Origin of the sequence: Mesorhizobium jarvisii (assembly GCF_003601985.1) — a bacterium.
GTDB classification, from domain to species: domain Bacteria; phylum Pseudomonadota; class Alphaproteobacteria; order Rhizobiales; family Rhizobiaceae; genus Mesorhizobium; species Mesorhizobium jarvisii.
On record NZ_QZXA01000018.1, the window covers coordinates 1 to 12,219 of the forward strand.

Sequence of the window (12,219 nt, forward strand, 5' to 3'; positions counted from 1 at the left end):
CTTCAACAAGGCCAAGCAATTCCGTCGTATCGCAACCCGATACGACAAGCTGGCTGAGAACTATCTTGCCGCCCTCAAACTCGTCGCAATCCGCCTCTGGCTACGCGGTAATGAGTCTACGTCCTAGGTCGCCACGAACTGCCGATGTCGGGCCTGATCTCGACATCGCCCTGTGATCGCCGTCAAAAAGTCCGATCCTCAAGCAGGATGTCGCCCGGGACAGGCGAATCGAAAAATCATGCGCAAACGGACAATCTTCTTCACGTGCGTCACCGTCGCCTTGGGAGGTATCTGGCTCAACAACAGCTCATTGCTGTCGAGCCGTCCTGCCGGCTTTCCGGCAGTACTTGCCCATCGCGGTCTTGCCCAGGATTTCGACCGCACGGATCTTGGGTCCGACACATGCACGGCCAGTCGCATGCTGCCGCCGCGCCATGCCCACCTCGAGAACACGATCGCCTCGATGGAAGCTGCCTTCGCGCTTGGCGCGGACGCGCTCGAACTCGATGTCCAGCCGACGACGGACGGCAAGTTCGCTGTCTTCCACGACTGGACGCTGGATTGCCGGACCGAAGGCAAGGGCGAGACCCGCGGCCATTCCATGACCGAGTTGAAGACGCTCGACATCGGCTACGGCTACACGGCCGATGGCGGCAAGACCTACCCGTTTCGCGGCAAGGGGATCGGTATGATGCCGTCGCTAGACGAGGTCCTGTCGCACTTCCCGGCTCGCCGCTTCAACATCAACGTCAAGAGCAACGATCCCCATGAAGGCGAGGCGCTGGCTAACTGGCTCGCCAAGCTGACGCCCGCGGAGCGCGGCTACCTTTCGGTCTATGGCGGCGACAAGCCGATTGCCGCGGTCAAGGCGGCGCTGCCGGACATGCATACGCTGAGCCGGGCGTCGCTCACGCAATGCATCGCACGATACGCCGCGCTGGGGTGGAGCGGATATGTTCCGGATGCCTGCCGCCAGGGCATATTGCTGATCCCCATCAACGTCGCCAAATGGATGTGGGGTTGGCCCGACCGTTTTCTCGACCGCATGCAGGACGTCGACACGCGCGTCTACCTACTCGGCCCCTATTCGGGCGGCGGTTTTTCGCAAGGGCTGGACGATCCCCAACTCATCAACCAATTGCCGGATGGCTATTCCGGCGGCATTTCCACGGATGCGCTGGATCGCGTCATGCCTGTGATCAAGCAGCGTTTTGCATCCTAGGCCAGCCGGCCCGCTGTTGTGCCCCTTCACCTCCTTCGATCGCAACCTCTTGATGCGAACGTGATGAAACCGGGATCACGCGGCTATCGTTTCGACGCATCCGACGCCCGCGCCCAACCCAACGCCGAGCGCCTCTGATCATAGGAGGCTTCCTTGAAGCGAACTGTTACCGCCATTGCCATCCTGCTTGCCGCCCTATCCGCCGCCGAAGCACGGCGCGGAGTTCCACCAACAGTCATGAATGATCCGCTGGGCCGCAGCCTCAGCCCAGCCTTGACGCCTGGTGCGAGCGATCTCATCGACAACACGCCAACCTCGACCATCCACGAGGTGCACACTCCGGCCGGTATGTCGCCCCTGACCGTGCCCAGCGACCCGACTGGCACGTCCCTCGAGCCAACGCAGCCAATCAGCCCGCAAGCCCCCGCGACGGCCTTGCCGCTGGCGCCGGCTCCTGCAAACTGACGCCGTGCGATGCGGATCAGAGAAGGATGCGATATCTAGCGAACCCCGCTTCGCCCTCGCCCGCCGGTTCGATCTTCAGCGACTTCACATCGGCAATGAAATCCTTTGCCTTGACGCCTGTCTCGAACACGACGCTGGTTCCCGGCAGCGGTGCGAACGACCAGTTGCCGTCGACCGACGGGTTGATCGTGCCCTGGCTCACAATGTAGCGAACGATCACGTCGCGGTTGGTGTCCGGCGCCTCGTAGATGATCTTCGAGGCATTGATATCGGGGAAATTGCCGCCGCCGCCGGCCCGGTAGTTGTTGGTCGCGACGACGAATTTCTGATTGGGATCAATTGGTTTTCCGTCGAACATCAAGTCGGCGATGCGGTTGGCGCCGGCGTTCGCCACTCCGCCTTTGGCATCATATTTCGGCGGCTGCGACAGGTCGATCTTGTAGGAGACGCCATCGATGACGTCGAAATTGTAGGACGGGAAATCGGTGTTTATGAGCGCCTGGTCAGCCTTCCCCACCTCGATCTTGTTGAAAATGCCGGCCGACATCTCCAACCATTCCTTCACCTGCGCCCCCGTGATCTCAACGGCCCGCACGGTGTTCGGGTAGAGATAGAGGTCGGCGACGTTCTTGATGGCAATGTCGCCGGCCGGCACGTCGGTGTAGTAGTCGGCGCCGTTGCGCCCGCCCGCCTTGAAGGGAGCAGCGGCCGACAGCAGCGGCACGTCCTTCCACTGCGTGTTCTTGAGAATGTCCTTCAGGTACCAGGTCTGCGCCTGGCTGACGACCTGCACCGACGGATCGTCGGCGACCAGCGCGAAATACGAATAGAGCGGCGCGGAGGTCTTGCCGACCGGGCGGCGCACATAGGCCAGGGTCGCCTGATGGTCCTGCTCGAGCGCCGCGATGACGCGCTTGTCGTCGGGGACAGTCGGCTTGTTCTTGTTGTCGACGCGCTCGAAGATCGGCCGCGCCTCGGTGGTCGCCGAGACGACCTTCCATTTCGATCCGTCACGCTCCAGCATGAGGTCGATCAGACCCATATGCGAGCCCCAGAAGCCGCCCATCACGGCGGGCTTGCCCTGCAGCGTGCCTTTCTGCGTGTCGACGCCTTCGAGCGACTGGAAGTCCTTCTTGCCGGGGAACACCAGATGCTGGTGGCCGGTGAAGACGGCATCGATGCCATCGACACCGGCAACGAAGAACGAGGCGTTCTCCATCATGTCGCCCTGCTTCACGTCGATGCCGGAATGCGAGAGCGCGATGACGATGTCGGCGCCTTCTTCCTTCATTTGCGGCACCCAGGCCTTGGCCGCCTCGACGATGTCTCGCGTCTTGACGTTGCCTTCGAGATTCTTGAGGTCCCAGACCATGATCTGCGGCGGCACGAAGCCGATGATGCCGATCCTGATCGGCTGCTCGGCGCCCGAACCATCCTTGATCTTCTTGTCGAGGATCACATAGGGCTTGAGATAGAGCTTGTCGTCACGCGGGTTGGCGGCAAGCTCCGTGCCGCGGACCAGATTGGCGCAGACGAAGGGGAAATTGGCGCCGGCCAGCACCTTGTCCAGGAAAGACAAGCCATAGTTGAATTCGTGGTTGCCGAGTGTCGAGCACTCGTAGCCCAGCAGGTTCATGCCTTTCATGATCGGATGCAGATCGCCGTCCTTCAGGCCTTTTTCGTAGGCGATGTAGTCGCCCATCGGATTGCCCTGCAGCAGGTCGCCATTGTCGATCAGCATCGAATTGACGGCTTCCTTGCGCACCGCGTCGATCAGCGACGCCGTGCGCGACAGGCCCATCGTGTCGTTGGCTTTGTCGGCGTAGTAATCATAAGGCAGCACGTTCACATGGATGTCAGTGGTTTCCATGATCCGAAGATGCGCCTGGTTGGCCTGCGCCCGGGCGGAGAAGGGATGAAGCACGATCAGCGCCCCTGTGGCTGCGGCGCCGGCGAGGAAACCGCGGCGGGAGACGGGATGGAGCAGTTGCGACATGTTCTCTCCTCATTGACAACGTGACACGCCCTGCCCCGCAGCGAACTTCGCGCCGAATTCGGCTCAAGTCCACTCAACAAGTCGCGCGCATCCGCACATCAATCCATCAGCGAGAGATGACGGGCGGATGAATGGGACAGTGGAGAAAAGTCAGGCCTTGTCGTCATCGCCCTGGGTGATCAGCCGGGCGCTGCGCTGGCCCGTGACGTAGATCCATAGCCAGCTCAGGGAAACCGCAAGCCGGTTGCGGAAACCGATCAGGAAATAGATGTGCGCGATGCCCCACAGCCACCAGGCGAGCCAGCCCGTGAGCTTGATCCAGCCGAAATCGATCGCGGCTGCGCGTTTGCCGATCGTCGCCAGATCGCCGGCATGTTTGTAGTGGAATGGCCGCACGGTGTTGTCACCGGCGAGCCTGGCCTTGATCGTCGCGGCGACGTGGCGACCCTCCTGCTTGGCGGAAGGCGCCACGCCGGGTACCGGCCGACCATCGGGCCGCAGCACAAGGGCGGCGTCGCCGATGACGAAAATCTCCCGGCTGCCGGGCACGCTGAGGTCAGGCTCGACGAGCACCCTGCCCGCGCGGTCCGCCTTCGCACCCAGCCATTCGGCGGCGGGCGAGGCGGCAACGCCGGCTGCCCACAGGATCGTTCGGGCTGCCAGTTGCTTGTCGCCAAACACGACACCTTCGGCGTCGCAGCGCGTGACGGCCCGGCCGAGCTCGACCGTCACGCCGAGCCGCTCGAGCGCCTTGCTGGCGTATTCGGAGAGTTCTGGCGCGAAATTGGCCAGGATGCGGTCACCGGCCTCGATCAGCACCACGCGCGTTTGCCGCGTGTCGATGTTGCGGAACTCGCCGCGCAGGGTGTCGTGCGCCAGTTCCACGATGGTGCCGGCCAGTTCGACGCCAGTCGGCCCGCCGCCGACGATTGCAATGGTCAGCAGCGCCTGGCGTCTGGCGGGATCGGTTTCCCGCTCGGCCTGCTCGAAGGCCAGGAGAATGCGCCGCCGAATGGTGGTGGCGTCCTCCAGTGTCTTCAGGCCAGGCGCGAAAGGCTCCCATTCGTCGTGGCCAAAATAGGCGTGACGGGCGCCGGTGGCGAGCACCAGCGTGTCATAGGCGACGGCGCTGCCGTCATCGAGCAACACGCGTTTGCCGGTACGGTCGACGCCGGCGACGTTGGCCAGAAGCGTCGTCACGTCCTTGCGTTTGCGCAGAAGATGGCGAATCGGCCAGGCAACCTCGGAGGTCGCCAGCGCGGTCGTCGCCACCTGATAAAGCAGCGGCTGGAAAAGATGGTGGTTGCGCTTGTCGATCATGGTGATGCGCACGGGCTGTCCAGCCAGCGCGTGGGTGAGTTCGAGGCCGCCGAACCCCGCGCCGACGACGACAACATGGTGGCTGGCCTGGTTCATCTCATTCACCCTGATGGCAAGATACCTGTCCCGGATGTAGGTATTTTTGTGCAATGCAACAACAGAAGGATAGTGCCCAGGACTCGCCGTCCCATGTCGTGAATGCACAAGTTGTATCGTGTCGCGAGGTATAGCGTCACCGAACACGCTATGAGGTGACGCATGGCCAACGATCATGACGACCAGGGTCCGGGACAGTATGCCTCGCCTCCCTGCTTCATGCACGAGTTCGATCCGGAATTCCGGGCGCCGCTGTCCGACTGGACCGATGTGCGGCGCTGGCGCAAGGCCGAACGCGAGCGACTGATCGCGGCCCGCCTTGCTGTTTCGGCCGACGCGCGAGCAGCAATGTCCCGGCGCATCGCCAAAGGGCTCGACACGATCATCGGCGAGATCCGCGGCCGCATGGTCAGCCTTTACTGGCCGTTTCGGGGCGAACCGGATCTGCGATCATGGATGGCGTCCGTCAACGAGCGCGGCGGCCGCACAGCGTTGCCCATCGTCGTCGAGAAAGGACACCCCCTGATCTTCCGTGCCTACAAACCGGGCGACGGATTGGAAAAGGGCGTCTGGAACATTCCGATCCCGGCCGAGGGCGATCCGGTGCTGCCGGACATCGTCATCGCGCCGATCGTCGGCATTGATCCGGCAAATTATCGCCTGGGTTATGGCGGCGGCTTCTTCGACCGCACACTGGCCGCCATGCCCGTCAAGCCGCTGGTCATCGGCGTCGGCTACGAACTGCAGCGCATCGCCACCATCTATCCGCAGCCGCATGACATTCCGATGGATCGGATCGTCACTGAAGCCTGAAGCCCGTCTAGAGCAAGGTCAGGCCGGCAAGCTCAAGCCATCTCAGGCTTCATGCCCATGGCGGTGCGGTCGACGATTTCGCGCAAGGCGAAGGACGAGTTGATCTTGGTCACGTGCGGCATGGCCGACAGCCATTCCTTGTGGATGCGCTCATAGTCGACCAGATCTTTCGCCGCGATGCGCAGGATGTAGTCGTACTCGCCCGACATCAGGTGGCAGGACAAGACATTGGGGCAGCGCTTGATGGCTGCTTCGAAATCCGACAGCGTCTTCTCGAACTGGCCCGACAGCGATATATGCACGATCGCCGTCATCTGATGACCGAGCGCGGCATTGGACAGCCGGGCGTGGTAGCCGCGAATGGTTCCGGATTTTTCCAAATTATCGAGCCGGCGCGAACAGGCCGACTGCGACAGGCCAACCTTCTCGGCGAGCGCCGCATTGGGTATCCTGCCGTCCTTCTGCAAAGTCTCAAGAATGGCGATATCGATCCTGTCGAGCGGCATTTTTCGTGAATCCTGCGAATATCCTGCTAATTCACGCAAGGATTATCGAAACCGACCTGCCCGCGCAAGCGCATTCGCAAACACTTGCGAGCCGATTCATGGTTCACTCCGACAATACAGGGAGTGAGCCCAAAAGGGCCCGGATCAGGAGAAGAAAATGCGCGTCGGCTGCCCCAAGGAAATCAAGAACCACGAATATCGTGTCGGCCTCACGCCAGGCTCGGTCCGCGAATATGTGGCGCACGGCCACGAAGTGCTGGTCGAGGCCGGCGCGGGCGCCGGCATCGGCGCCGATGACAACGCCTATCGCGCCGCCGGCGCCACCATCGCCAAGACCGCCGCCGATGTGTTCGCCAAGTCGGACATGATCGTCAAGGTCAAGGAGCCGCAGCCCAATGAGTGGGTTCAGCTGCGCGAAGGCCAGATCCTCTACACCTACCTGCATCTGGCTCCGGATCCGGAGCAGACCAAGGGCCTGCTCGCTTCGGGCGTCACGGCGATCGCCTACGAAACCGTGACCGACGATCGTGGCGGCCTGCCGCTGCTCGCGCCGATGTCGGAAGTCGCGGGCCGCCTGTCGATCCAGGCCGGCGCCACGGCGCTGCAGAAGGCCAATGGCGGCCGCGGCGTGCTGCTCGGCGGCGTGCCCGGCGTGCTGCCCGGCAAAATCACCGTGCTTGGCGGCGGCGTCGTCGGTCTGCACGCGGCCCGCATGGCCGCCGGCCTTGGCGCCGATGTCACCATCATCGACCGCTCGATCCCGCGCCTGCGCCAGCTCGACGACCTCTTCGCCGGCCGTGTGCACACCCGCTACTCCACCGTCGAGGCGCTCGAGGAAGAATGCTTCTCGGCCGACATCGTCGTCGGTGCCGTGCTGATTCCCGGTGCCGCGGCGCCGAAGCTCGTCAGCCGCGAAATGCTATCGGGCATGAAGAAGGGCTCGGTGCTGGTCGACGTCGCCATCGACCAGGGCGGCTGCTTCGAGACCTCGCATGCGACGACCCACGCCGAGCCGACCTACGAGGTCGATGGCGTCATTCACTATTGCGTCGCCAACATGCCAGGTGCGGTGCCGGTCACCTCGGCCCACGCCCTCAACAATGCGACGCTGCACTACGGCCTGCAGCTCGCCGACAAGGGCCTGAAGGCGCTGGTCGACGACCATCACCTGCGCAACGGCCTCAATGTCCACAAGGGCAAGATCACCAACCGGGCGGTCGCCGAAGCGCTCGGCTACGAGCTGGTCGAGCCGAAAGCTGTTCTGGCCGCCTGATACACCCAGAAAAAGTCAACTTGCTATTCTTGCCCGCCGGTCCACGCCGGCGGGCTTTTTATTGGCCGATCTAGGGCAGCGGCCTGGTTACTGGGCAGAACAGTACCGACCGCAGGTTTTGGTTTGCCCAAAACTGTTGCATATTTGTCATTCTTGGTCTGACCGACTCCCTGCTAGAGACGTGGTGGGTTTATTGATTAGGGGTTGGGCTATGTTTCTTCGCGTTTCTGCGAAATCTTTCCTTTTGGGTGCCGTTTCTGTAGTGGCTTTGATCTCCGCCGCGCATGCGGCTGATGTGGTGCAGCCGGTCGAGGCCTCCGGTTTCAACTGGAGCGGTGCTTATGTCGGCATCGGTGGCGGATTTGGCGCCAGCGTGCACAAGTTCAGCGTGGCGCCGATTGTCGACTTCAACGGTATCGGCGGCAATGGCGTCTTCGGCGAACTGACCGCTGGCTACGACTATATGGTCAATGAACGTTTCCTGCTCGGCGGCTTTATCGATGCCAATATCGGCAATATCGGCCCGTCGATCAGCATTCCGGACGCCGATATCGACCTGACCAATGCCTACGGCTTCGACGTTGGCCTTCGCGCTGGCTACCTCCTCAATCCAAGCACGCTCGGCTATGTGCTCGGCGGCTATAGCTGGCAGCATTTCAAGCTGGACGGGTCTGGAGATGCCGATGGGCTCGAATTCACCGAGAATCGTGGTGGCTATGTTCTCGGCGTGGGTATGGAAACCGTGCTGCGCGGTAACTGGACGCTGAAGACCGAGTATCGCTACGCGAACTATGGTGACAAGTCGGTTATTGATTTTGGCGGAGGTTCTCTGAACGTCGAGCCGTCCACCCACACCTTCCATATCGCCGCCAACTATCGCTTCGGCGCTCAGAGCGGTGGCGGCGCCTCATTTCCGGCCCCGACCTACAACTGGACCGGCTTCTATGTTGGTGGTGCGCTTGGCGCCGGCACGGCGGTTCACGACCTTGGCGTCGACCTTGGCGGCGGCGGCGCTCTCGATCTCAATGGCATTGGCAGCGAAGGCGTGCTCGGCGAAGCCAGCATTGGTTATGACTACGATTTCGGCAGCTGGGTTGCCGGTGTACAGCTCGATGGCAGCTATTCTGGAATTCGCTCCAAACTCGACATCCCTGGCGGCTCGATCAAGCTCGACAACGATTATGGCTTCGATGCTTTGGCCCGCGTTGGCGCCAAGGTCAACGAATCGACCCTTGCCTATGTCATCGGCGGCTACAGCTACCAGCATTTCGATCTGCACGCTTCGGACCCGGTCGGCGATATCATCGATTGGAGCAAGAGCGGCTTCACGGTGGGTGGCGGCCTCGAAACAGCCGTCTCCAACAATGTGACGGTCGGCCTCGAATATCGCTATTCGCAATTCGCCAAGAAGGACTTCTCATCGGAATTTGGCGCACCGGATGGTACACTCACCGACAAAGCTTCGTTCCAGACCGTGCGCATCGGCGCGAAGTACAAGTTCAACTAAAAGCCCTCCAGGCTAAAGTTGCGGCCCGCCGGCCTAGCCGGCGGGCTCTTTTTTGCGTTGAAGGCTTTTGCGCAGAACCCAAGGCAACAAAAAAGCGGAGCCAAAGCCCCGCTTCCTCGATATCGAGATCGCCGCCGGTTCATCCGCGGTCGGCCAATCTATCGACACTCGCGTTCTATCCGACCTATGCGACGGGAGTACGACAGGCTTCCTGGGCGCAATCCTTTGCGTTTCAGGCTCGCTCAATCCGGCACTGGTAGCAGTTGTTACGCGCCGAGCGGACATGCACGTAGGCGATGTCATCGCGCTCGAACAAGGTCTCGGCCCGTGCCGCAATTGCGTCGGTAGGAATGACCCCGCCACTGCCGTAGACGATTCGATCATCCCTGCCATAGCCGCGCACGATGTAGTCCGGGCTTTCGAGGACCTCGGGAAGCAATTCGGTCTCGGCCGCACGCTCGCACTCTTCCGCATGCAGAAAGATCGGCCCGGTTTCGGCATAGGGCTGAAGCTCCGGAAAGGGGCGGTAGGCAAGAATGAGATAGGCATCGCCGGCGGCGATGTTCTTCAGGCAATGGCGGCAAGGCATGCCGTCGCCGTCGGAAATCCTCAGCTCTGGCGTCTGGCCGTAAGCATCGGGACCGCCGCGTTGCAGCGTCCTGACTTGTTCGCTGGGGAGCGCTTTGAACTGAATGGCCATGGTGAAAACCTCCGGTTTGCTGACCGGAAATTATGTGGTCGGGCCAATGCTTCCCACCCGATTCTTGCCAAGGCATAGAGGGACCGATCCGATGTCGGTCCCTCCCATAGATCAAAAGCATCATCGATAGCGCCAGCCGATTAAAATACGCCAGTTCATTAAAGTTGACCGAACCCTGGTTCACCGAATGAAATCGTCGAAGCGTCGCAATGTCACCCTGCGATTCCGCCAGTTTTCGTTCTGCGTCGGCACGAGCAGGAACTCCTCGCCGTAGCCAACGGTTTCCAGGGCATAGCCGGGCACGCCGAATTCGCGCACCAGCGTGCGTTTCAACGAAGCGGCCCGTTGTTCGGACAGGATCTGGTTCGACTGGAAGGAACCGACGGCATCGGTATGCCCTTCGATCAGCACGCGGGCGCCGGGATCGCGGCGCAGGATGCGCTGCAGCGCGTCGGCGATATTCTCGATCTTGTCGTATTGCGAACTGGAAATAGCGGCCGAGCCAAAAGCGAAATTGATCGACTGGATGTCGATCGAGCGCGCCATGCGGCGCAAATCCGGCCGGCGCTTGAATTCGCGGATGGTGACACGCTCGTTCGGCCGCAACTTCACCCGGGGCGTCGCCTCGAGCTTGCGCTCGATCGTCGCGGCCGAAGGCGTCGTCGCCTGGGCGGCGGCAAGGCTCGGCATGGCGATCGCTGCGATCAGCGCGACGACAAGTGTACGGCGTGTCAGCATGTCTATCCTCCTTCGGCCTCAGCCGCATTGATGATGCGGGCAAGATGCCAAAGGCAGGCTGAAGCGCCGATGAACGGCCGGTTCAGGTTCCGGCCGATTTCGGATTCCAGCTGAAATCAGGGCCGCATGACGCTGGCCGAGCGCTCGGCGAAAGGCAGCGGATGCACGACCTCCTTCTTCTGCGCGACCGGCTTGAAGCCGAGCTTCTGGTAGAGCGGCAGAGCCGCCGGATGGTCCAGCGTGCAGGTCTGCACCGTCACTCGTTTTGGCCCATACGACCAGGCGGCTGAAATCGCCGAACCCAGGAACCAGCGGCCAATGCCTTGCCCGGTGGCATGTTCCATCATGCCGAAATAGGCGAGTTCGACTTCATCAGGCAGATGCGGCTTGAGGTCAAAGAAGCCGGCTGGCGCGCCGTCGAGGTAGAGCACCCTGATGTCACGGTCCTCGCGGTGGATGCCGGCCGAAAGCTCCTCATCGTCCAGCCTGAGAACATTCACCCAATGCCATTTGCGCCCGACCCGGTCCATCAAATAGCGATAGAAATGCAAGGGGATGTCCTTGGTCTTCAACAGCGCGACCTGGCGGTTGTAGGGCACTGGCGGGGAGACCGCAGGGGGGGCATGCATTTCGAGAAAAGTCACGGTGACTTCAATGTCCTGCAGCACACCGTTTTCCATCGCGTTCATTCCTTGCTGGCCTTGGCGGGGCCGGTCTTAGCGGGGCCGGCCGTCGCGGGGCCGGTCACGACAGGCGTGTCGGAGAGCCCGCCCCATTCCGTCCATGAGCCGTCATAAAGCCTGTTGTCGGTGTGGCCAAGCGTCTCCAGCGCGAGCGTAACCACCGCGGCGGTGACACCGGAGCCGCAAGATGTGATGACGGGCTTCGACAGGTCGATGCCGGCGTCCTCGATCACCTTGCGCAAACGGTCCTTCGACAACAGCATGCCGTTTTCCGACAGTGCGGAGTACGGCACGTTGCGTGCGCCCGGCATATGGCCGGAGCGGATCCCCGCGCGCGGCTCGGGCTCGACGCCGGTGAAGCGGCCGGATCCACGGGCATCGGCAATCTGGCTGGCGCCGGTCTCGACGATCCGGCGCATGTCGGCGAGGCTGGCGACGCGGCCGGCGTCGAAGTCGGCATGGAACACGCTTGGCGCGATCTTCGTCGGCTCGGACGTTACCGGGCGGCCGGCCGCCTTCCAAGCGTCGAAACCGCCATCCAGAATATAGGTCTGGAAAACACCCATGATGCGGAACATCCACCATGCCCGGGGTGCCGAGAAGAAACCCGGACCATCATAGACGACAATGGTGTCGTCGGCGGACACGCCCATCGCACCGACATATTGCGCGAAATGCTGAGGCGAAGGCAGCGTGTGCGGCAAGGCAGCGTCGGGATCCGACACCGCGTCCTGATCCAGGAAGCGGGCGCCTGGAATGTGGGCGGCATTATATTCGGCGCGCGCGCCGCGCTTCTGCGCCGGCAGGTACCAGGACGCGTCCACGATGGTCAGGCCGGGCTCGCCCAGGCGCGCCTGCAGCCAGTCCGCATCGACGGTGAAAGGACTGTCTTCGGCCATT

11 protein-coding genes and 1 pseudogene are annotated in these 12,219 nt (G+C 62.2%); 5 read left to right on the top strand and 7 right to left on the bottom strand.

The features are described 5' to 3' along the window. Both D3242_RS30655 and D3242_RS30660 read left to right on the top strand, forming a co-directional pair. Positions 1–127 (top strand): annotated as a pseudogene (locus D3242_RS30655) (IS5/IS1182 family transposase); the annotation flags it as partial. A 111-nt stretch (positions 128–238) separates the two neighbouring features. Continuing rightward, positions 239–1,222, top strand: a complete 984-nt coding sequence (locus tag D3242_RS30660; RefSeq protein ID WP_064982902.1) for a glycerophosphodiester phosphodiesterase family protein — start codon at positions 239–241, stop codon at positions 1,220–1,222. Positions 1,223–1,703: 481 nt separating this feature from the next. On the opposite strand, the gene D3242_RS30665 is transcribed toward D3242_RS30660, so the two are convergent. Both D3242_RS30665 and D3242_RS30670 read right to left on the bottom strand, forming a co-directional pair. After that, positions 1,704–3,683, bottom strand: coding sequence for a bifunctional 2',3'-cyclic-nucleotide 2'-phosphodiesterase/3'-nucleotidase (locus D3242_RS30665; protein ID WP_064982901.1), 1,980 nt, complete (start codon positions 3,681–3,683; stop codon positions 1,704–1,706). Positions 3,684–3,833: 150 nt separating this feature from the next. Next, entirely contained in the window at positions 3,834–5,099 is a 1,266-nt protein-coding gene (locus D3242_RS30670) for an NAD(P)/FAD-dependent oxidoreductase (protein WP_064983546.1), read from the bottom strand. Between the two features lie 162 nt (positions 5,100–5,261). On the opposite strand from D3242_RS30670, the gene D3242_RS30675 reads away from it, so the two are divergent. Continuing rightward, positions 5,262–5,912, top strand: coding sequence for a 5-formyltetrahydrofolate cyclo-ligase (locus D3242_RS30675; protein WP_081296012.1), 651 nt, complete (start codon positions 5,262–5,264; stop codon positions 5,910–5,912). A gap of 32 nt (positions 5,913–5,944) precedes the next feature. On the opposite strand, the gene D3242_RS30680 is transcribed toward D3242_RS30675, so the two are convergent. Next, complete coding sequence (locus tag D3242_RS30680) at positions 5,945–6,418, bottom strand: Lrp/AsnC family transcriptional regulator (protein ID WP_010909317.1); 474 nt, start codon at positions 6,416–6,418, stop codon at positions 5,945–5,947. Between the two features lie 157 nt (positions 6,419–6,575). On the opposite strand from D3242_RS30680, the gene ald reads away from it, so the two are divergent. Then, a complete protein-coding gene (ald, locus tag D3242_RS30685) occupies positions 6,576–7,691 on the top strand; it encodes an alanine dehydrogenase (RefSeq protein WP_064982899.1) in 1,116 nt (371 codons plus the stop codon). Between the two features lie 211 nt (positions 7,692–7,902). Continuing rightward, positions 7,903–9,198: an outer membrane protein gene (locus D3242_RS30690; RefSeq protein ID WP_064982898.1), complete on the top strand. Its 1,296-nt coding sequence runs from the start codon at positions 7,903–7,905 to the stop codon at positions 9,196–9,198. Positions 9,199–9,430: 232 nt separating this feature from the next. Here D3242_RS30690 and D3242_RS30695 read toward each other — a convergent pair whose 3' ends face one another. The 4 genes from D3242_RS30695 to sseA form a co-directional block, all read right to left on the bottom strand. Continuing rightward, positions 9,431–9,898, bottom strand: a complete 468-nt coding sequence (locus D3242_RS30695; RefSeq protein WP_064982896.1) for a DUF1203 domain-containing protein — start codon at positions 9,896–9,898, stop codon at positions 9,431–9,433. A gap of 180 nt (positions 9,899–10,078) precedes the next feature. Next, entirely contained in the window at positions 10,079–10,636 is a 558-nt protein-coding gene (locus D3242_RS30700; protein ID WP_064982894.1) for an OmpA family protein, read from the bottom strand. 116 nt (positions 10,637–10,752) lie between these two features. Then, positions 10,753–11,316: a GNAT family N-acetyltransferase gene (locus tag D3242_RS30705; protein ID WP_027046818.1), complete on the bottom strand. Its 564-nt coding sequence runs from the start codon at positions 11,314–11,316 to the stop codon at positions 10,753–10,755. A 5-nt stretch (positions 11,317–11,321) separates the two neighbouring features. Further along, positions 11,322–12,218 carry a 3-mercaptopyruvate sulfurtransferase gene (gene sseA, locus D3242_RS30710; protein ID WP_064982893.1) on the bottom strand — a complete coding sequence of 299 codons (897 nt, stop codon included), beginning with the start codon at positions 12,216–12,218 and terminating at the stop codon, positions 11,322–11,324. Position 12,219: the final 1 nt, after the last annotated feature.